At 73.1% G+C, this 20,369-nt stretch carries 18 protein-coding genes; 10 read left to right on the top strand and 8 right to left on the bottom strand.

From position 1 onward, the window contains the following. Nucleotides 1–134: 134 nt before the first annotated feature. The gene (locus WBQ80_RS09365; RefSeq protein WP_336570790.1) at nt 135–3,776 is read right to left on the bottom strand and encodes a bifunctional proline dehydrogenase/L-glutamate gamma-semialdehyde dehydrogenase; all 3,642 of its coding nucleotides are present in this window, start codon (nt 3,774–3,776) and stop codon (nt 135–137) included. 200 nt (nt 3,777–3,976) lie between these two features. Between WBQ80_RS09365 and WBQ80_RS09370 the strand changes: the two genes are divergently transcribed. After that, nucleotides 3,977–5,047 (top strand): LysR family transcriptional regulator, encoded by a 1,071-nt coding sequence (locus WBQ80_RS09370; protein ID WP_336570789.1) that lies wholly within the window; start codon nt 3,977–3,979, stop codon nt 5,045–5,047. A 93-nt stretch (nt 5,048–5,140) separates the two neighbouring features. On the opposite strand, the gene WBQ80_RS09375 is transcribed toward WBQ80_RS09370, so the two are convergent. Then, nucleotides 5,141–5,560, bottom strand: a complete 420-nt coding sequence (locus tag WBQ80_RS09375) for a VOC family protein (RefSeq protein WP_336570788.1) — start codon at nt 5,558–5,560, stop codon at nt 5,141–5,143. Between the two features lie 45 nt (nt 5,561–5,605). Beyond that, nucleotides 5,606–6,601 (bottom strand): helix-turn-helix transcriptional regulator, encoded by a 996-nt coding sequence (locus WBQ80_RS09380; protein ID WP_336570787.1) that lies wholly within the window; start codon nt 6,599–6,601, stop codon nt 5,606–5,608. 60 nt (nt 6,602–6,661) lie between these two features. Between WBQ80_RS09380 and WBQ80_RS09385 the strand changes: the two genes are divergently transcribed. The 3 genes from WBQ80_RS09385 (at nt 6,662) to WBQ80_RS09395 (ending at nt 10,428) form a co-directional block, all read left to right on the top strand. Beyond that, entirely contained in the window at nt 6,662–7,702 is a 1,041-nt protein-coding gene (locus WBQ80_RS09385; RefSeq protein ID WP_336570786.1) for an ATP-binding cassette domain-containing protein, read from the top strand. Between the two features lie 37 nt (nt 7,703–7,739). After that, the gene (locus WBQ80_RS09390; RefSeq protein ID WP_336570785.1) at nt 7,740–8,531 is read left to right on the top strand and encodes an ABC transporter permease; all 792 of its coding nucleotides are present in this window, start codon (nt 7,740–7,742) and stop codon (nt 8,529–8,531) included. 145 nt (nt 8,532–8,676) lie between these two features. Continuing rightward, on the top strand, nt 8,677–10,428 hold the full coding sequence (locus tag WBQ80_RS09395; protein ID WP_336570784.1) for a phytoene desaturase family protein: 1,752 nt from the start codon (nt 8,677–8,679) through the stop codon (nt 10,426–10,428). A 45-nt stretch (nt 10,429–10,473) separates the two neighbouring features. Here WBQ80_RS09395 and WBQ80_RS09400 read toward each other — a convergent pair whose 3' ends face one another. Next, nucleotides 10,474–10,869 carry a hypothetical protein gene (locus WBQ80_RS09400; RefSeq protein WP_336570783.1) on the bottom strand — a complete coding sequence of 132 codons (396 nt, stop codon included), beginning with the start codon at nt 10,867–10,869 and terminating at the stop codon, nt 10,474–10,476. Nucleotides 10,870–10,938: 69 nt separating this feature from the next. Between WBQ80_RS09400 and WBQ80_RS09405 the strand changes: the two genes are divergently transcribed. Together WBQ80_RS09405 and WBQ80_RS09410 are read left to right on the top strand one after the other, a co-directional pair. Continuing rightward, nucleotides 10,939–11,457: an SRPBCC domain-containing protein gene (locus WBQ80_RS09405; RefSeq protein ID WP_336570782.1), complete on the top strand. Its 519-nt coding sequence runs from the start codon at nt 10,939–10,941 to the stop codon at nt 11,455–11,457. 6 nt (nt 11,458–11,463) lie between these two features. Beyond that, nucleotides 11,464–12,624, top strand: a complete 1,161-nt coding sequence (locus WBQ80_RS09410) for an AI-2E family transporter (RefSeq protein WP_336570781.1) — start codon at nt 11,464–11,466, stop codon at nt 12,622–12,624. A gap of 19 nt (nt 12,625–12,643) precedes the next feature. On the opposite strand, the gene WBQ80_RS09415 is transcribed toward WBQ80_RS09410, so the two are convergent. The 3 genes from WBQ80_RS09415 to WBQ80_RS09425 form a co-directional block, all read right to left on the bottom strand. After that, the gene (locus WBQ80_RS09415) at nt 12,644–13,210 is read right to left on the bottom strand and encodes an acyl-CoA thioesterase (RefSeq protein WP_336570780.1); all 567 of its coding nucleotides are present in this window, start codon (nt 13,208–13,210) and stop codon (nt 12,644–12,646) included. A 126-nt stretch (nt 13,211–13,336) separates the two neighbouring features. Then, complete coding sequence (locus WBQ80_RS09420) at nt 13,337–14,533, bottom strand: bifunctional 2-methylcitrate synthase/citrate synthase (RefSeq protein ID WP_336570779.1); 1,197 nt, start codon at nt 14,531–14,533, stop codon at nt 13,337–13,339. Between the two features lie 174 nt (nt 14,534–14,707). Continuing rightward, nucleotides 14,708–16,246, bottom strand: a complete 1,539-nt coding sequence (locus WBQ80_RS09425) for an MmgE/PrpD family protein (RefSeq protein ID WP_336570778.1) — start codon at nt 16,244–16,246, stop codon at nt 14,708–14,710. A gap of 96 nt (nt 16,247–16,342) precedes the next feature. Here WBQ80_RS09425 and WBQ80_RS09430 point away from each other — a divergent pair, with 96 nt between their 5' ends. Further along, on the top strand, nt 16,343–17,647 hold the full coding sequence (locus WBQ80_RS09430; protein WP_336570777.1) for an aminotransferase class V-fold PLP-dependent enzyme: 1,305 nt from the start codon (nt 16,343–16,345) through the stop codon (nt 17,645–17,647). Then, entirely contained in the window at nt 17,647–18,087 is a 441-nt protein-coding gene (sufU, locus tag WBQ80_RS09435; RefSeq protein WP_336570776.1) for a Fe-S cluster assembly sulfur transfer protein SufU, read from the top strand. The genes WBQ80_RS09430 and sufU overlap by 1 nt, the downstream gene beginning before the upstream one ends. A gap of 22 nt (nt 18,088–18,109) precedes the next feature. Here sufU and WBQ80_RS09440 read toward each other — a convergent pair whose 3' ends face one another. Continuing rightward, nucleotides 18,110–19,252 (bottom strand): enoyl-CoA hydratase/isomerase family protein, encoded by a 1,143-nt coding sequence (locus tag WBQ80_RS09440; RefSeq protein ID WP_336570775.1) that lies wholly within the window; start codon nt 19,250–19,252, stop codon nt 18,110–18,112. A gap of 17 nt (nt 19,253–19,269) precedes the next feature. Here WBQ80_RS09440 and WBQ80_RS09445 point away from each other — a divergent pair, with 17 nt between their 5' ends. Continuing rightward, nucleotides 19,270–19,692, top strand: a complete 423-nt coding sequence (locus WBQ80_RS09445) for a VOC family protein (protein WP_336570854.1) — start codon at nt 19,270–19,272, stop codon at nt 19,690–19,692. Between the two features lie 36 nt (nt 19,693–19,728). Further along, the gene (locus WBQ80_RS09450) at nt 19,729–20,367 is read left to right on the top strand and encodes a LysE family translocator (protein WP_336570774.1); all 639 of its coding nucleotides are present in this window, start codon (nt 19,729–19,731) and stop codon (nt 20,365–20,367) included. Nucleotides 20,368–20,369 lie beyond the last annotated feature (2 nt).

A 20,369-nucleotide genomic window follows, 5' to 3' on the forward strand; every position in this document is an offset into this window, starting at 1 on the left:
CCCCCCCCCCCCCCCCCCCCCCCCCCCCCCCCCCCCCCCCCCCCCCCCCCCCCCCCCCCCCCCCCCCCCCCCCCCTTGCCCCCCCCCCCCCCCCCCCCCCCCCCCCCCCCCCCCCGGCACCCGGCGACGCCGGACTAGATGACGCCGTCGGAGATCGTCGTCGGGTTGCCGAACCGGTGGTTGGTGATCGACACCGCCTGCTCGTGCAGGAAGGGCAGCAGCTCGACGCGTCCCGACGGGGTGACCGGGTGCGACCACACCGCGAGGTCGGGCGTGCCGTCCGTCGCCTCGGCGAGCGCCGTCGCCGAGCCGCCGACCAGGCGCACGCGCGACGTGGAGATCTCGCCCTTCGCGGCACGCGCCAGCCATCCGGCGTCGCCCTCGCGCACGACCCGGATGTCGCGGGCCGCGAGCAGCGCGCGCACGCCCTTCGGCAGCTCGTGCGCGGTCGAGACCGTGAGCGGCGACTTCGCGAGCAGGCCCGCCGCGATGACGCGGAGGCCGTCGGCGAGCGTCGCGTCCTCGCTCACGCGGATCGTGACCGGCAGCGGGAGGTAGCGGAACAGGTTCCGCTCGACGCCGACGCCCGAGACGTCCTTGACGGTGCCGTACTCCTCGGCCCAGGCGACCTCGTCGGAGAGGGCGCCGCGGCGGAGCACCTCGTAGGAGTCGTAGTCGAGCGACGACTGCGACGCCTCGATGAGCTCGGTGACCCGGCGCTCGAGCCCCCGCAGGTGCAGTGAGCGGCTGCCGTCGCCGTGGTCGGGCTGCCAGTCGCCCAGGCCGAACAGGTAGTTCGGGCCGCCGGCCTTGGCGCCCGCGCCGACCGAGGAGCGCTTCCAGCCGCCGAACGGCTGGCGCTGCACGATGGCGCCCGTGATGCCGCGGTTCACGTACAGGTTGCCTGCCTCGACCGTCTCGAGCCAGGTCGCGATCTCGTCGGAGTCGAGCGAGTGCAGGCCCGCGGTGAGGCCGAAGTCGACCGCGTTCTGGAAGCGGATGGCCTCCTCGAGGTCCCTGGCGTGCATGACGCCGAGCACCGGGCCGAAGAACTCGGTGAGGTGGAAGTAGGAGCCGGGCTTCACGTTGGCGCGGATGCCGGGCGACCAGAGCCGGTTCGTGTCGTCCAGCCGCTTCGGCTCGACGAGCCACTCCTCGTCGGCGCCGAGCGTCGTGAGCGCGTGGAGCAGCTTGCCGTTCGCGGGCTCGACGATCGGGCCCATCTGGCTCGACGGGTGCTCGGGCCAGCCGACGCGGAGCGACGTGGCGGCGTCCACGAGCTGGCGGCGGAACCGCTCGGACTTCGCGACCGAGCCGACGAGGATGACGAGCGACGCGGCCGAGCACTTCTGGCCGGCGTGGCCGAAGGCGCTCTTGACGACGTCGGATGCCGCGAGGTCGAGGTCGGCCGACGGCGTGACGATGATCGCGTTCTTGCCACTCGTCTCGGCGAGAAGGGGCAGGTCCCTGCGGAACGAGCGGAACAGCTCGGCGGTCTCGTACGCGCCGGTGAGGATGACGCGGTCGACCTTCTCGTCGGACACGAGCTTGGTGCCGAGCTCGCGCGAGCCGAGGTCGACGAGCGCGAGCAGGTCCTTCGGGATGCCCGCCTCCCACAGCGCCTCGACCATGACGGCGCCCGAGCGCTGCGAGAGCTTCGCGGGCTTGATGATGACGCCCGAGCCCGCCGCGAGCGCCGCGAGCACGCCGCCGGCCGGGATGGCGACCGGGAAGTTCCACGGCGGCGTGACGACGGTCAGCTTGGACGGGACGAACCGGGCGCCCTGCACGCGGTCGAGCTCGCGGGCCCGCTCGGCGTAGTAGTGCGCGAAGTCGATGGCCTCGCTGATCTCGGGGTCGGCCTCGGCGATCGTCTTGCCGGTCTCGGCGGCCATGACCTCGATGAGGCGGTCGCGGTTCGCGGCGAGCGCGAGGCCCGCGCGGTGCAGCACGGCGGCGCGCTCGTCGCCCGACATCCGGCCCCACTCGGCGCCGTTCGCGGCGACCGTCGACATGAGCTGCTCGAGCTCGTCGACCGTGTCGATGCGGTTGGCCCGCAGGGTGTCGATGCCGAGCGTCGAGGTGGGCACGCGCTCGAGGATGCGACGACCCCACTCGCGGTTCGCGGCGAGCGCCGGGTCGGTGTCCGGCTCGTTGCGGAAGCCGGGGGTGACGCCCGGGCCGGCCGGCGCCGTCGCCTCGTCGGCGTAGCCGAGCACGGGCTCGCCGTCGGATCCGCGCGTGATGCCGAGCACGACGCTCGTGAGCGAGCCCTCGTGCTGGTCGCCGGGCGCGGGCGCGGCGACCGGCGCGCCCAGCTCGGCGGCATCCTTCTCGTCCCACTCGGTGCGGCGGTTCTGCGTGCGGTTCGGGGCGGGCGCGGGCGCCTCGGGGTCCTCGCCCTCGAGCGCGGCGAGCGACGCGAGGTAGCGGTCGCGCTCGCGCTCGAACAGCGCCCGGTTCTCCGAGAGCTCGAACACGGCCGACATGAAGTTCTCCTGGCTCGCGTTCTCCTCCAGGCGGCGGATGAGGTACGCGATCGCGACGTCGAACTCCGACGGGTTCACGACGGGCGTGTACAGCAGCAGGCGGCCGACGTCGCCGCGGACCGCCGCGGCCTGGCCGGTCGCCATCCCGAGGAGCATCTCGAACTCGACGCCCGCCTCGACGCCCCGCTCCTTCGCGGTGAGGTACGCGTGGGCGACGTCGAAGAGGTTGTGGCCGGCGACGCCGAGCTTCACGGCGTCGATGCGCTCCGGCGTCATCGACCAGTGCAGGACGCGCTTGTAGTTGGTGTCGGAGTCCTGCTTGGTGTCGTAGGTCGCGAGCGGCCAGTCGTGGATGGCCGCGTCGACGTGCTCCATGGCGAGGTTCGCGCCCTTGACGACGCGCACCTTGATCGGCGCGCCGCCCGCGGCGCGGCGGGCCTGCGCCCACTCGGTGAGGTCCTGCATGGCACCGAGCGCGTCGGGAAGGTAGGTCTGCAGCACGATGCCGGCCTCGAGCTGCTGCAGCTGCGGCTGGTCGAGCAGCCGCTTGAAGACCGCGATGGTGAGGTCGAGGTCGCGGTACTCCTCCATGTCGAGGTTGATGAACTTCCCGCCCGTGCGGGCCGAGGCGCTCGAGACGCCGGCCTTCGCGGCCAGCTCGTACAGCGGGGTGAGCTTCGCGACGACCTTCTCGACGGCCTCGTCGAACGACCACATCGAGAGCTGGCTCACGACGCTCGACACCTTGATCGAGACGTAGTCGACGTCGTCGCGCGCGAGGAAGTCGTACGTGCCCTTCAGGCGGCGGTCGGCCTCGGCCTCGCCGAGCACGGCCTCGCCGAGCAGGTTGAGGTTCAGGCGGTTGCCGGTCTCGCGGAGCTGCGCGATGGCGGGACCGAGCTTGGCGGGCGTGGCGTCGAGCACGAGGTGCCCGACCATGGCGCGCAGCACCCGGCGGGCGATCGGGATGACGACCCACGGGAACGCGGGCGCCATCGCGCCGCCGAGGCGGATCGCCGCCGTGAGGTACGCCGGCAGGAACTTCGGGGTGAGCTTCGCCACCTCGGCGAGGTTGCGTCCGGCCACGCCCAGGTCCTCGGGGCGCATGACGCCGTCGACGAACCCGACGGTGAAGGCGAGCCCGTTCGGGTCCTTGAGGACGCCGGCGAGGCGCTGCGCGGCAGGGTCGACGGGGTGGGTGCTGCTCTCGGCGAGCCAGCGCTCGACGAGCGCCACGACGTGGTCGGTGCTCGGCACGACGTTCGCGAGCGTGTTCTGAGTGGTCACGACGACGATGTCCTTCGTTCTCGGGTGCAGGGGTGTGCGCGGGGTGGTGCGCACCCGCCGATTCCAGTGTGCGCCCGCGGCATCCGTTCAGTACAGCGAATGAATCCGATGCATACTGTTCGTGTTTCCCGAATGTTCGGTGCCGTCATCCGGCACGCCGAACCTAACCCGGCGGATGCCGCGCGAGGAGGTGCCACGCGATGCTCGACGTACGCCGCCTGCGCCTCCTGGTCGAGCTGAGCCGCCGCGGCACGCTCGCTGCCGTCGCCGAGGCGCTGGCGTACAGCCCGTCGTCCGTCTCGCAGCAGCTCGCGCAGCTCGAGAAGGAGGCCGGCGTGCCGCTCCTCGTCCAGGTCGGCCGGCGCGTCCAGCTCACCCCGCAGGCGGAGCTGCTCGTGGGACACGCGCAGGCCGTACTCGAACGACTCGAAGAGGCCGAGGCGGATGTCGCCCGCTCGCTCACGACGGTCGGCGGCACGGTCCGCATCGCGGTGTTCCAGTCCGCGGCCCACGCCGTCGTGCCGCAGGCGCTCACGCTGCTCGCCGCCGAGCACCCCGACCTGCGCGTCGAGATCACCGAGCGCGAACCCGAGCTCGCGCTGTTCGACGTGGCCGCGCGCGACTTCGACCTCGTGGTCGCCGAGCAGTACCCCGGCACGACCCGTCCGCTGCACCCGGAGCTCGACCGGGTGCCGCTCGCGCGCGACGCGATCCGCCTGGCGCTGCCGCCGCACCCGTCGGCGCGCCATCGCACGGCCCGCCGCGTCGATCCCGCCGCGGCCCCCGTCGACACCGCCGCCCCGCCCGCTCTCGCCCCCGCCGACCCGCCCACCCCCGGCGGCATCCGCTCAGCAGCAGACCACGCTGCGGATGCCGCGGAGCGTGGCGGACTGCGGAGTCCCGCCGTCGAGCAGCTGCGCGGCGCGGCGGGGCTGCCGTGGGTGATGGAGCCGCGGGGCACGGCGGCGCGGCGCTTCGCGGAACAGCTCTGCCGCGAGGCGGGGTTCGAGCCCGACGTGCGCTTCGAGACCGCCGACCTCATGGGTCACATCCGCCTGATCAGGTCGGGCAATGCGGTCGGGTTGCTGCCCGACCTCGTGTGGGCGGGCGAGCCGCCGAGCGTGCACCTCGCGCCGCTGCCCGGCGACCCCGAGCGCGAGGTGTTCTCGTCGACGCGACGCGCGTCGGCCCGACGCCCCGCGGTCGTCGCAGCCCGTGATGCGCTCGCGCGCGCCGCCGCACGCAGCGACCGGCCGGACGCCGGAGCCTGACGCCCTCCACCCCCGGCGCGCACGGCCCGATCTCGTGCAGGAACGGTGCCTCCCGGCGCCGCGGAGCGCCCGTTCCTGCACGACATCCCAGGGTCAGGCGGCGTCGTGCATCCACGGGGTGTAGCTGATTCCGACGAGCAGCCCCTCCGGGCTCTGCAGCCGTGAGGTGGCCTGGCCCCAGGGCTCCTCGTGCGCCTCGACGAGGACCTCGAGCCCCTTCGCGCGGAGTTCCTCGACGGCGGGCGCGACCGCCTCGGCGGACGCCACGTCGAACTCGATCCACGCCTGCGGCACGGGCCGGTCGACGGGCCACTCGGTCGTGCCGAACGTGGCCTCGGCGGCCTGGTCGAGCGGCCAGATCGCGAACGCCTTCGCGCCCGCGACCTCCTCGGTGTGGAAGTAGCGCGGGGCGTTCTCGTGGAACGGGACGCCGAGTGCGCCGGCCCAGAAGTCGTGCGAGGCGGAGTCGACGGTGCCGATCGGGCCGAACCCGGCGATGAAGGCGATGTCCATACGGCAATTCGACCGCGCCCCGCCGACGGCCGCAACGCCCGCGGGTCAGTCGGCGACCGCGGCGGCGGCGAATCGCGCCGCCTGCGCGCGCAGGTACGCGCGCAGCTCCGGCGGCCCCTCGATGCGGCATCCGACGCCATCGGGCACCCAGAGCAGCGCCGCCGCGACCATCGGGGCGGACTCGCCCTCGACGGGCCACACCGAGCCCGCCCCGTCGGGCGAGGCGACCGCGTCGCGCGCCCACCACCCGAGTCGCGCGTGCAGCTCCGCCGCGGGCAGGTCGACGTGCACCCTGGCGCGCACGGTGTGCTCGCGCCAGCGCACCGCCCGCTGCACCCGGTCGAGCGCTTCCTCGTCGGTCAGCGGATGCGGCGTGAACCGCACGCGCGTCGGGAAGACGTCGTCGATGCGGTCGAGGCGGAACGTGCGCCAGTCGTCGCGGTCGCGGTCCCACGCGAGCAGGTACCAGCGGCGGCCGAGGGGCACGAGCCGGTGCGGCTCGATCGAGCGAGCGGATGTCGCGCCCGTGGCATCCGTGTACCGCATGCGGACCCGCTCGCTGTCGCGGCAGCAGAGCGCGAGCTGCGCGAGCAGGTCGCTGTCGACGGATGCCGCGCCGCCCGAGCCGCCCGGCCCGCCACCGTTCGGCCCGGCCGGCGCCGCGACCGCCTGCAGCGCCTCGATGCGTCGGCGCAGCGCGGGCGGCAGCACCTGCTCGAGCTTCGCGAGCGCGCTGAGGGTGGTGTGCTCGGCGCCGCGCAGCCCCGCCGCCGCCTGCGAGCGCAGCCCCACCGCGATCGCGACGCCCTCGTCGTCGGTGAGCAGGAGCGGCGGCAGCCCGGTGCCCGCTTCGAGCCGGTAGCCGCCCGCCACTCCGCGCGTCGACTCGATGGAGTACCCGAGCTCGCGGAGCCGCTCGACGTCTCGGCGCAGGGTGCGCTCGGAGACGTCGAGCCGGTCGACGAGCTCGCGCGCCGTCCAATGCCGGTGGCTCTGGAGGAGCGAGAGCAGTTCGAGCGTGCGGGTGGTGGTCGCAGCCATATCGCGATTCTCCTCCCATTCAGGACAGAAGGTGACCGGATGCCTCGAGATCCTCGGATCATGACGAACCAGATGATCACGGCGCGGGGCCTCACCAAGACGTTCCGCGCGAAGGGACAGGACGTGGAGGCCGTGCGGGAGGTCGACCTCTCCGTCGCCGAGGGCGAGCTCGTGGCGTTCCTCGGGCCGAACGGCGCCGGCAAGTCGACCACGGTGCGCATGCTCACGACGCTGCTGCCGCCGACCGCCGGCGAGGCGACCGTCGCGGGATGCGACATCCGCCGGGACCCCGGCGGGGTGCGCCGGCGGATCGGCTACGTCGGCCAGGGCACCTCGGGCGGGCACACCCAGCGCGTGCGCGACGAGCTGCACGCGCAGGGCGCGTTCTACGGCATGGGCCGCCGCGAGACCCGCACGCGGGCCGCGGACCTCATCGAATCGCTCGAGCTGGGCCAGGTCGCCAACCGGCAGGTGCAGTCGCTGTCGGGCGGCCAGAAGCGGCGCGTCGACATCGCCCTGGGGCTGATCCACCGTCCCGAGCTGCTCTTCCTCGACGAGCCGTCGACCGGCCTCGACCCGCACAGCCGGGCGAACCTGTGGGAGCACATCGTCGACCTCCGCCGCGAGACCGGCACGACGATCTTCCTCACCACCCACTACCTCGACGAGGCCGACCAGCTCGCCGAGCGCGTCATGGTCATGGACCACGGCCGGGTCATCGCCGACGACACCGCGCCGGCGCTCAAGCAGCAGCTCGCGGGCGACCGCGTGACGCTCGAGTTCGGGTCGGCGACGGATGCCGCGGCCGCGGCCGCTCGCGTCGGCGGGGAGTCGCGCGGGGCGGTCGTGACGATCACGGCGCCCGACGGCGACCGGGCGCTTCCCCGCTGGATCCGCGACCTCGCCGCGGTCGGGCTCGAGGTGCGCGCCGCGACGCATCGCCCGCCCACGCTCGACGACGTGTTCCTCGCGCTCACGGGGCGGAGCCTCCGCGAGGAGGGCGCCGCATCCGCTTCCTCCGACTCGCGGGTCGAGGAGGCGCCGCCAGGGCCGTCTCGAGACCTCCAGCACGCATCGACCGGGTCTCGAGACGCGGCCTGACGGCCGCTCCTCGACCCGCACTGTGAAAGGACTGCTCATGACCACCTCCGTCTCCGCGGCATCCGTCGCCCGCCCCACGGGGTTCGCCCGCGACACCGCGGCCGTCTTCGTGCGGGAGTCGCGCCCGCTCGTCCGCGACCCCTTCAGCGTCGTGTTCTCGCTCGTGCAGCCGCTCGTGTTCCTCGGGCTGTTCGGCCCGCTCCTCGTCGGCGCCGCCGGCGGCGACGTCGCCGGCACGCTGCAGTGGTTCGTGCCCGGCATCCTCGTCATGGTCGCGCTGTTCGGCACCGGGTCGACCGGCGCGAACCTGCTCTTCGAGATGCAGACCGGATCCCACGAGCGCACGCTCGTCGCCCCGCTCTCGCGCGGCGCGCTGCTCGTCGGGCGAGCCCTCAAGGACGTCGTGCCGCTCGTCGTCCAGGGCACCCTCGTGGTGCTCGGGGCCGTGCCGTTCGGGTTCCGGCTCGACGTGCCCGGCCTCGTGGTCGGACTCGTCGTGCTCGCGGTGTTCGGCGTGGGACTGGGCTCGCTGAGCTACACGCTCGCGCTCGCCTGCCGGGACCGCGACTGGATGTTCTGGATGGTGCACCAGACGCTGCTGTTCCCGCTCATGATCCTCTCGGGCATGCTGCTGCCGCTCGACGAGGGCCCCGCGTGGATGCAGGTCGCCGCGTCCGTCAATCCGCTGAGCTACGTCGTCGACGCCGAGCGCGCGCTCCTCGCGGGCGATTTCGCCGACCCGTCGATCCTCGGCGGCGCGCTGGCGGCGGCGGTCACCTGCGCGGTCGGGCTCGCGCTCGGGGTGCGTGCGATGCGCCGCGCCCGCTGAGCTCGCACTGCAGGAGGATCCCGGCGGCGCGCCGGGATCCTCCGGCGTGTCGGCCGGATCCTCCTTCATCGTGCGCGAGCTCGGCGGGCGAGGCGAGGCGCGGCACGGCGGGCGGATGCGGCATCCGCTCGTCTACGCTCGATGGATGCCCGACGAAGCGCAGCCCGCCCCCGCAGCCCCCGCCGCCGAGACCGCGCCCGACCATGACGTCGTCATCGTCGGCGGCGGCCACAACGGACTCACCGCCGCCGCGTACCTCGGCCGCGCGGGCAAGCGCGTGCTGCTGCTCGAGCGCGACGACCACCTCGGCGGCGCGGCCGTCTCGGCGAACGCGTTCGAGGGCGTCGACGCCCGGCTCAGCCGGTACTCGTACCTCGTGAGCCTGCTCCCCCAGCGCATCATCGACGACCTCGGGCTCGACATCCGCCTCGTGCGCCGTCGCTTCTCGTCGTACACGCCCGACCCGCGCGACCCGAGCCGCGGCCTGCTCGTCGACGTCGAGTCGGAGGCCGCGGCCGCCCGCGACGCCTTCGCGCGGGTCGGCGCGGCCGACGACGCCGACGCGTGGGCGGCCTTCTACTCCGACACCGCGCGCGTCGCGGAGGCCCTCTTCCCGACGCTCACCGAGCCGCTGCCGACGCGCGACGAGGCGCGTGCGCTCGTCGGCGACGAGCGCATCTGGCGCGAGTTCGTCGAGCAGCCCCTCGGCGCCGCCATCGACGCGCGGTTCGCCGACGACCTCGTCCGCGGCGTCGTCGCGACCGACGGGCTGATCGGCACGTTCACCGACCTCGCCGACGGGTCGCTCGACGCCAACCGCTGCTTCCTGTACCACGTCATCGGCGGCGGGACCGGCGACTGGGACGTGCCCGTCGGCGGCATGGGCGCGGTCTCCGGCGAGCTCGCGCGGGCCGCGCGCGAGGCGGGCGCGAGCCTCCGCACCGGGGCCGAGGTCACGGCCGTCGACCCCGAGACCGGCGAGGTCCGCTGGCTCGAGGCCGGCAGCGAGCGGATGGCGCGCGCCCACGTCGTCCTCGCGAACGTGGCGCCGCACGTGCTCGACCGGCTCGTCGCCTCCGCCGCGGGTCGAGGAGGAGCCGCAGGCGACGGCTCGCGGCCCGACCCGGAGCACGAGCCCGCCGTCGCCCCACGCGACGAGCGCCCGACCGCCGCCGACCCCGAGGTCCCGCTCGACGAGTACGCCCGTCGGCGCGTCGCGCGGCTCGGCATCCCGGAGGGCGCCCAGGTCAAGGCGAACCTGCTTCTCACGCGCCTCCCGCGCCTCCGAGACGAGACGGTCGCGCCGGAGCAGGCGTTCGCCGGCACCTTCCACATCAACGAGCTGGGCACGCAGCTCGCCGAGGCCTACGCGAGCGCCTCGGGCGGCATCCTGCCCGACCCGCTCCCCTGCGAGATCTACTGCCACACCCTCAGCGACCGCAGCATCCTCGGCCCCGACCTCGCCGACTCCGACGCGCAGACGCTCACGGTCTTCGGCCTCCACGTGCCCGACCGCCTCGTCGACCGCTACGGCAACGACGAGCTGCGCGAGCTCCTCCGCGACGCCGTGCTCGCCTCGCTCGACTCCGTGCTCGCCGAGCCGATCGCCGACGTGATCGCGTCGGATGCCGCGGGCCGCCCGTGCATCGAGGTGAAGACGACGCGCGACCTCGAGGAGGCCCTCGGCATGCCGGGCGGGAACATCTTCCACGGGCCGCTGTCGTGGCCGTGGGCCGAGCCCGGCGCCCCGCTCGAGACGCCCGCCGAGCGATGGGGCGTGGCGACGGCGCACCCCCGCGTGCTCCTGTGCGGCTCCGGCGCGGTGCGAGGCGGCGCGGTCAGCGGCCTCGGCGGGCACAACGCCGCGATGGCCGTGCTCGAGGGCCAGCTGCCGTAGCCGACGCTGGGCGGCCGGCGCCGCGCCATCCGCTCGTCGACCCGGCTAGAAGACGAACATCTGCCCGAGGACGAGCACGGCGATGAAGAACACCGCCACCACGCCGCCCACGATGATGAGCGCGCGAGCCGACATGCGGGCGATCCCGTAGCCGACGAGCACCGGCAGCGCGAGCAGCATGAGCGTCACGACCCACCAGAACGCCTGGTAGCCCGCGGTGGTCGCCTCCGAGAGCCGGCCGGCGAACAGTTGCTGCGTCCCCGGGTTGGTCGCGAACGCGAACGCGGCGCTGAGCGGCACCGCGATCAGTGCGAACACGATGAGGCCGACGAACCAGCCCCACATGTCCGGATGCCGCCCGCCGATGCGGAGTGCCTCGTCCTCGTGCTGCGCCTGAGCCGCGGTGTGCGTGACCCGGGGCTTCGATCCCGAACTGCCCATGCGCGTCACTCTAGCCGTGCGCCGACGCCGGGATTAGCCTGAATCCAGGACGACACGCGGGGGGCGAAGATGACCAGCATCCGACCGACCGGCCACTACACGCAGAAGGCCGACGGGTTGTACCTGCAGCTCGACCGACTGTTCCGTGCCCCGATCGAGGAGATCTGGTTCTCGCTCACCAACCCCACGGCCCTCGACGCGTGGATCGGCACCTACAAGGGCAGCCCGGCCACCGGGGCGGTGCGGTTCCGCATGGGCGCCGAGGGCGACGGCGCGCCCTGGCAGGACGTGACCATCCTCGAGTGCGCGCCGCCGCACCGCATGCACCTCGACATCCAGCAGGGCGAGGACGCCCCGCCGTGGCGCCTGCTCGTGCACCTCGCGGAGGGCAGCGGACTGACGACGCTGACCCTCGCGCACCGGCTCCCGCCGCGCGAGGACGTCGGCAGCCTCGGCGCCGGCTGGGACTTCTACCTCGACCGGCTCGCCGCGGCCCGCGCCGGCTCGCCCCTCCCCGACTGGGACCGCGACGGCTACCTCGACACCCTCGGGCCGCACTACCGCGAGCTCCGGGTCCCGGCCGCGTAGGCCTCGGTGAGCATCGAACGGAGGCCGGCGATCGGCCGGTCGGCCCGTGCGGCCGCGCGCGTACGCACCTCGCGCCTCCGCGGCACGTCCGCCGCCGCTGCGCAGCCGGCCGACGGCGGCCAGGGACTCTTCGCCGAGCACCCGGTGCGGTGGGGCTTCCTCGTCGCGCTCGGGATCCTCGTCGCGGCGCTGCTCGCGGTCGTCGTCGTGAACCTCAGCGACGTGCTGCTGTCGGTCTTCATCGCCGCATTCGTCGCGCTCGGGCTCGACCCGCTCATCCGCTGGTTCGAGCGTCGCGGGATGTCGCGACCGACCGCGATCGTCACCGTCCTGATCCTGTTCATCGCGGTCGTCGTCGGGATCGTCTGGATCCTCATCCCGCCGGTCGTGAGCCAGGCGACCTCGCTCATCACCAACCTGCCGGGGCAGGTGCGCGCGCTCGAGGACTCGGGCTGGTTCGAGCGGGTCGACGAGACCACCAACGGAGTCGCCTCGGCCCTCGCGAGCGGCATCGGCGGCATCCTCTCCGACCCCAACACCTGGGCGACGATCGGCGGCGGCGCGCTCGCCTTCGGTGCGAGGATCCTCAACGCCGTCTCCACCGGCTTCTTCGTGGTCGTGCTCTCCGTCTACTTCATCGCCACGCTCGACAGCTCCAAGCGCGCGATCTACACGCTCGTCGCGGCATCCGACCGGCCCGTGGTGGTGCCGCTCGCCGAGCGGATCATGCAGTCGATCGGCAAGTACCTCAGCGGCATGGTGGTGCTCGCGTTCTTCAACGCCGTGTTCTCGACCATCCTGCTCGTGCTCACGGGCAACCCCTACGCCCTGATCCTCGGCGTCATCGCACTGTTCGTGACGCTCATCCCGCTCATCGGAACGGTGCTCACGACCGTGCTCATGACGGTCGTCTCGCTCTTCGTCTCGCCCACCGCGGCGCTCGTCGTCCTGATCGCCATGCTGATCTACATGCAGGTGGAGGCCTACATCCTGACGCCGCGCGTGATGGGCAAGGCCGTGCAGGTGCCGGGCACGATCGTCCTCATCTCGGCGCTCGCGGGCGGTACCCTGCTGGGGCTGCTCGGGGCGCTCGTGGCGATCCCGATCTCGGCGGGCATCCTGCTCATCCTCCGCGAGATCGTGATCCCGAGGAAGGCGGTCACGTAGGGGGACGGGGTCCGGTCGGTCAGGCCCAGACGGACGGCGCCTCGGCGCGCGTCGCGGGCAGCGCGACATCCGCACCCCACCGCTCGATCCACTCGGGCAGCTCGTCGCTCGCGGGCGGCGCGCCGAACGCCTCGATCAGCTCGGACACGGGGACCGTGCCGCCCTCCTTGCGCAGGAAGCGGGCGCGGATGAAGCCCTTCGCGTAGACCTCGGGCTCGCCGTCGCGGCCCGGGCGGACGAACCGCTGCTCGCAGTAGACGGCCTTCTGGTCGAAGCCCAGCAGGCGCGACTCGATCGTGAACCGCTGCCACGGCTCGAGCGACTTGCGGAACGTGATCGTCTCGCTCACCACGACCGGGTACCAGCGGCGCTGCCGCATGATGCGGAACACGTCGCTGCGCACGAGCAGGTCGAACCGCGCGACGTCCATGATCGAGAAGTACACGCCGTTGTTCATGTGCCGGTTGATGTCGAGGTCGGTCGGCAGCACGACGAACCGCGTGTGCGCGACGTCGTAGTGGCCGAGGTCGGGCTTGCGTCGCGACAGGAAGAGCACGTGCAGCAGCGTGCGGAACAACATGTGCATAGTCCACGACTGTAGGCGCGATCCGTCGTGGATACCCCATCATTCGTGTGTGCGCACAGGCCGACGACGGATACCGCGGCGCGGAATTGTGCGCAGTCGCGAACGCCGCGCGGGGCGGCCGCTCCGCTACGCCGCGGGCTCGCCCGTCGCGTTGCCCTTCGGCGGCACGTGCCGCTCGTCGTGGCCGTTGTAGACGGACAGCGGGCGGATGAGCGCGTTCGACGCGTGCTGCTCCATGATGTGGGCGGTCCAACCCGTGACGCGGCTCGCGACGAACAGCGGCGTGAAGGTCTCGGTGTCCCATCCCATCAGGTGGTACGCGGGCCCGGCCGGGTAGTCGAGGTTCGGCTTGATGCTCTTGCGCTCGCCCATCGCCTGCTCGAGCGCCGTGTAGACCTCGAGGATGTCCGGGCGGTCGTAGTGCTCCGCCATCCGCTCGAGCGCATCGCGCATGGTCGGCACGCGACTGTCGCCGTTCTTGTACACGCGGTGCCCGAAGCCCATGATCTTGCGCTTCTCGGCGAGCGCCGCGTCGAGCCAGGCGACCGCGCGCTCGGCGGACCCGTCGCCCAGGCCGATCTCGTCGAACGCGTGCATGACCGCCTCGTTCGCGCCGCCGTGCAGCGGGCCCTTGAGCGCCCCGATCGCGCCGACGACCGCCGAGTACAGGTCGGCGAGGGTCGAGGTGATCACGCGCGCCGTGAACGTCGACGCGTTGAACGAGTGCTCGGCGTACAGGATCATCGACACGTCGAAGGCGTTCACGACCTCGAGCTCGGGCGCCTCGCCGAACGCCTGCCAGAGGAAGTTCGCCGAGTAGCCGAGGTCGGCGCGCGGCTCGACGAACTCGAGGTCGTGCCGGCGGCGCTGGTCGTACGTGACGATCGAGGGCAGCTTCGCGAAGAGGCGGATCGCCTTCTCGAGGTTCGCCTCGCGCGAGTCGTCGGGCGTCGTCGGGTCGCTCGCTCCGATGACGCTGACGGCCGTCCGGACCACGTCCATCGGGTGCGCCGTGAGCGGGAGCTCGTCGACGATGCGCTTGACCTCGTGGTCGAGGCCGCGGTGGCTGCGCTCGAGCTCCTCGAACTCGGCCAGCTGGGCGTCGTCCGGCAGGTCGCCGTGCCAGAGCAGGTAGGCGACCTCCTCGAAGGTGACGGATGCCGCGAGCTCCTGCACCGGGTAGCCGCGGTAGAGCAGCGAGTTCGTCTCGGGGTTCACCTTCGAGATGGCGGTGTAGTCGACGGGGACACCCGCGAGCCCCTTGAAGATCTGCGGCTGGAAGGCCGCGGCCGCGGTGGTCTCCTGCGACGTCTGCTCGCTCATCGTTCTCCTCGTGGGATGTCGGCCGCCCGCCGCGTCGCGGGCGCCACCCCAGCCTACGATGCCCCCTCATCCTCCCGCCTCCTGTCCCCAGCCGCTCTTCCGCGAGGACGGCGAGGGGCTGGAGTACCACGGCGACCACCATCGCACCGACCTCGGGCAGTGGCGACGTGGGGGTCAGAAGAGGCCGGTCGGGATCTCCACGTGGTTGAGGGCGCCCGGCGCGGCCGTGAGCGTCAGCTGGCCGAGCTCGTCGGGGCCGAGCTCGGGCAGGCGCTGCGCGACATCCAGGAACCGGTCGATCTCGGCCTCCTCGAGCACCCACTCGGCGAGCGTGCGGAACTTCTGCACGTACTGCTCGCGCCCGAAGGGCCGCGCACCGAGCGGGTGGGCGTCGGCGACGGCGATCTCCTCGACGATCTCGCTGCCGTCGGCGAGGCGGAGGACGACACGGCCGCCGAACGCCTTCTCGTCGATGTCGAGCGAGTGGTAGCGGCGCGTCCACTCCGGGTCCTCGACGGTCGACACCTTGCGCCAGAGTGCGACGGTGTCGGGGCGATGCGCGCGCTCGGGCGCGTACGAGTCGGCGTGGTGCCAGGTGCCGTCCTGCAGGGCGACCGTGAAGATGTACGGGATCGAGTGGTCGAGCGTCTCGCGCGAGGCATCCGGGTCGTACTTCTGCGGGTCGTTCGCGCCCGAGCCGATCACGTAGTGCGTGTGGTGCGACGTGTGGATGGTGATCGACTCGATGCGGTCGGGGTCGTCGAGGATGAGCGGGTAGTCCTCGTGGATGCGGCGGGCCAGGTCGATGAGCGCCTGCGCCTGGTACTCGGCCGAGTGCTCCTTGGTGTACGAGTCGAGGATGGCGCGCTTCGCCTCCCCCTCCTCGGGCAGCGGCACGTCGTAGTTGGCCTCCGGGCCGCCGAGGAGCCAGGCGATCACGCCGTCCTCGCCCTCGTAGATCGGCACGGGGCTGGTCTCGCCGCGCATCGCGCGGTCGACCGCCTCGACGGCCATCTTGCCCGCGAACGCCGGCGCGTACGCCTTCCACGTCGAGATCTCGCCCTTGCGCGACTGCCGCGTGGCGGTCGTCGTGTGCAGCGCCTGCCCGATCGACTGGAAGATCGTCTCCTGGTCGAGGCCGAGCAGTGTGCCGATGCCGGCCGCGGCCGACGGGCCGAGGTGGGCGACGTGGTCGATCTTGTGGGCGTGCAGGGTGATGGCCTTCACGAGGTCGATCTGGATCTCGTAGCCCGTGGCGATCGCGCGCACGACCTCGCGCCCGGTGAGCCCGCGCGCCGCCGCGAGGTGCTGGGCGACCGCGAGGATCGGCGGGATGTTGTCGCCCGGGTGCGAGTAGTCGGCCGCGAGGAACGTGTCGTGGAAGTCGAGCTCGCGCACGGCCACGCCGTTGGCCCAGGCGGCCCACTCGGGCGAGGTCCGCCGCGCGGCATCCGCCCCGACGACGGTGGCGCCCTCGCCGCCGATCGAGACCGGGTGCGCGAGCGCCTGGCTGCGTGCGGCGACCACGGGCTTGCGGGCGAGGGATGCCGCGGCGACGGCGGCGTTGTCGATCACCCGGTTCACGACCATGTCGACGACGTCGTCCTCGACGTCGACGGGGTCGATCGCGACGGCCGCGAGCTGCCAGGCCAGCTGGCCCTCGCGCGGCAGGTTCTCGTCGCTCCGGTGGGTACGCAGGTGGTGGGTCTTCACGTGGCCACGCTATCGAATGGGGTTCCGGATGTCGCGGCCCGGCTCCTCCCCTTCCTCCCAGCGTCGTCCGCTATGGCGCGTGAGACGATTGACGCGATGAATCACACCGACGCCGACTCGGTCGGCGGCCGCCCGGTCCGCGACATCCGCCTCGACTTCCCCGCCTTCGCGACGACCGGCGACGCCCGGCCCACCGCCTACCTCGACTCCGCCGCGACGTCGCAGCGTCCGACGGCGGTGCTCGACGCCGAGCGCGACTACCTCGAGCACCACCTCGCGGCCGTGCACCGCGGGGCGAGCGCCGCGACCGGGGCCGCGACGACGCGCTTCGAGGAGGCGCGCGCCGACGTCGCACGCTTCATCGGCGCGGGCGGGCGCGAGGTCGTGTGGGCGCAGAACGCCACCGATGCGCTGAACATGGTGGCGCTCGGCATCGCCGACGCCAGCGCGGGCATCGGCGGTTCGGCCGCCGCACGGTTCGCCCTGCAGCCCGGCGACGAGATCGTGCTCACCGAGGCCGAGCACCACGCCAACCTGCTGCCGTGGCAGCGCGTCGCGCAGCGCACGGGCGCGCGCATCGTGCCCGTGCGGGTCGACGAGCACGGATGCTGGACGGTCGGCGACCTCGCCGCGGTGCTCACCGAGCGCACGCGCGTCGTCGCCTTCGCCGAGGTGTCGAACGTGACGGGCCAGATCGCGCCGGTCGCCGAGATCGCCGAGCTCGCGCACCGCCGCGGCGCGCTCGTCGTGCTCGACGCGTGCCAGTCGGTGCCGCACCGGCCGGTCGACTTCGCCGCGTACGGCGTGGACTTCGCGGCGTTCTCGGCGCACAAGATGCTCGGGCCGAACGGCGTCGGCGTGCTCTACGGCCGCGATGAGCTGCTCGACGCGCTGCCCCCGGCGCGCACCGGCGGGTCGACCATCACGAAGGTCACCCTGGAGGAGGCGCACTTCCTCCCGGCGCCGCACCGGTTCGAGGCGGGGACCCAGGCGGTCTCGCAGGCCGTCGCGCTCGGCGCCGCCGTGCGATACCTCGAGGCGATCGGCATGGAGGCGGTGGCGGCGCACGAGGAGGCCTTCGCCGAGCGCGTCGTGGCCGGCATCGAGGCCATCGAGGGCATGCGGATCGTCGGCCCGCCCGCCGGCGAGCGCCGCGCCGGACTCGTGAGCGTCGCCGTCGACGGCGTGCACGCGCACGACGTGGGCCAGTTCCTCGACGAGGCCGGGCTCGTGGTCCGGGTCGGACACCACTGCGCGCAGCCGCTGCACCGCGCGCTCGGCATCACGGCGACGACCCGAGCGAGCGCGCACGTGTACACGACCGCCGACGAGGCCGACCGGTTCGTCGCCGCGATGGGCGAGGTGCGCGGCTTCTTCGGAGTCGGACGGAAGGTGTCCTGATGGCCGGACTCGAGGGCCTCTACCAGCAGATCATCCTCGACCACTCGAGGGAGCGGCACGGCGACGGCCCGCTCGCGGGCGCCGACGGCGAGCACCACGAGTTCAACCCGACGTGCGGCGACGAGATCACGCTGCGCGTGAAGCTCGACCCCGGCCACGAGCGCATCGAGCAGGTCGCCTGGGAGGGCGACGGATGCAGCATCTCGATGGCGTCGGCGTCGGTGCTCACGGACCTCGTGCAGGGGCGTCCGGTCGGCGAGGCGCTGGCGACCGCCGAGACGTTCCGCGAGATGCTGCGCTCGAAGGGGGAGGGCGAGCCCGACGAGGACGTGCTCGGCGACGCGATCGCGTTCCACGGCGTCGCGCGGTACGTCATGCGCATCAAGTGCGCGATGCTCGGGTGGGTCGCACTCGAGGCGGCGGTCGCGAAGGCGCGGTAGGTCGGTACGGGCGCTTCGCCTCCTACTCGACCACCGGCGCCGGGCGCGACCACACGGGCTCGTACAGCTGCTCCGCGAGCACGCGGTCGGCGAGGCCCTGGGGCACGTCGTCGAGCGCCGGCGGGTCCCACCTCGGGTTGCGGTCCTTGTCGATGACCTGGGCGCGGATGCCCTCGTGCAGGTCGTGCTGCCCGATGAACCACGACACCGCGCGGAACTCCTGCTCGAGCGCGTCCTCGAGCGACCCGAGGGAGCGCGCCCGGCGGACCGCCGCGAGCGTGACGCTGAGCGCGGTCGGCGAGAGCGTCTCGAGCTCGTCGGCGGCGGCGGCCGCATACGCGGCGGCCGGCTGGTTCGACGGATGCCGCGCCGCGGCGTCATCGGCGGGCGACGGCACCGCGCCATCCGCTCGCCCCCCGGCGAACGCCCGCAGGCGGGAGATGATGTCGGCGACCGTCGGCGCCGAGTAGCACGCGTCGACCCACGGGCGCGCGGCGGCGAGCGCGGACGGTCCGGGGGTCTCGTCGAAGAGCATGACGATCTCCCACGGGGTGCCCGGGTCGGCGCGCTCGGCGAGCGCCTGCAGCAGGTGCGGGATGCGCTCGGATGGCACGAACGCGTCGGCGAACCCCGCGTGCATCGCATCGGCCGCGTCCATCGTGCGCGAGTTGAGCGCGAGGTGCACGCCCAGCTCGCCGGGGGCGCGCGCGAGGAGCCACGATCCGCCCACGTCGGGCGTGAACCCGATGCGGGTCTCGGGCATCGCGACGCGCGACCGCTCGGTCACGATCCGGATCGACGCGTGCCCGGCGAGACCGATGCCGCCGCCCATGGTGATGCCGTCCATGATCGCGACCACGGGCTTCGGGTAGCGCGCGATCGTCGCGTTGAGGCGGTACTCGTCGCGGAAGAACCGCAGCGCCTCTGCCGCGTGCCCGCCGGTGGTGTAGCCGTAGAGCTCGCGCACGTCGCCGCCCGCGCAGAACCCGCGTTCGCCGGCGCCGTCGAGCACGACCATCGAGACCTCGGGGTCGTGCCGCCATGCCTCGAAGACGCCGCTGATCGAGCGGATCATCTCGTAGCTCAGCGCGTTCAGCGCCTGCGGACGCTGCAGCGTCAGGCGCCCGACGCCGTCGGCCGCGATCGCGGAGATGTGCTCGCTCACGCTGCAACGGTAGCGGCATCGGTCGGCGCGGCGTAGCGTCGGCCGCAGGAGGGGTCATGATCGAATCCGCGTTCCCGATCGTCGAGGTGCCCGACATGGATGCCGCGATGCGCTTCTACCACGATGCGCTCGGCGCGACGGTGATCTACCGCAATCCGGCCGAGGGCGACCCGGTCTTCGTGACGCTGCAGGCGGGCTCGTCGCAGCTCGGGCTGGGCCTCGCCGAGGGCGCGACGGCCGGCGAGGGCGCCGGCATGCTGCTGTGGTTCTACGTCGACGACGTCGACGCGGCGACGGCCGCGATCGGCGAGGCGGGCTACCTCGTGATCGAGCAGCCGGATGACACCCCGTGGGGCGAGCGCATGTCGATGGTCGCCGACCCGTTCGGCACGAGGGTGCGCCTGGCGCGCGCCGTCGACCCGCAGCCCGAGGAGGAGTAGCGGCGGCATCCGTGCCGCCGGGGGTACGATCCGTCCGTGGTCCCCGCATCGAACCTCTGGGCGTTCGTCCTGGCCTCGGTGGTGCTCATCGTCATCCCGGGGCCCAGCGTGCTGTTCGTCATCGGCCGCTCCCTCGCGCTCGGCCGTGCGGGAGGCCTGCTCAGCGTGATCGGCAACGCGCTCGGCATGCTGCCGCTCGTCGCAGCGGTGGCGCTCGGCGTCGGCGTCGTCGTCGCCCAGTCGGTGCTGCTGTTCACGGGCATCAAGATCGCCGGGGCGCTCTACCTCATCCACCTCGGGGTGCAGGCCATCCGGCATCGAGCGGATGCCGCGGCATCCGTCACCGGCGAGACGGCGCCCCGCTCGCCCGGGCGACTGCTCGGCGAGGGGTTCGTCGTCGGCGTGACCAACCCGAAGACGATCGCCTTCTTCGTCGCGGTGCTCCCGCAGTTCGTGTCGTTCGAGGCGGGTGCGATCCCGCTGCAGATGGCGATGCTGGGCACGGCGTTCGTGGTGCTCGCGCTCGCGTGCGACTCCGTGTGGGCGCTCGCCGCCGGCTCGGCCCGCGACTGGTTCGCGCGGTCGCCGCGTCGGGCGTCGCACCTCGCGACGACGGGCGGCGTGATGATGATCGGCCTCGGCGGCGCGCTCGCGCTGTCGGGCGACACGCCGTAGCG

It is taken from the genome of Agromyces sp. CCNWLW213, from assembly GCF_037199545.1.
Classification (GTDB): Bacteria; Actinomycetota; Actinomycetes; order Actinomycetales; family Microbacteriaceae; genus Agromyces.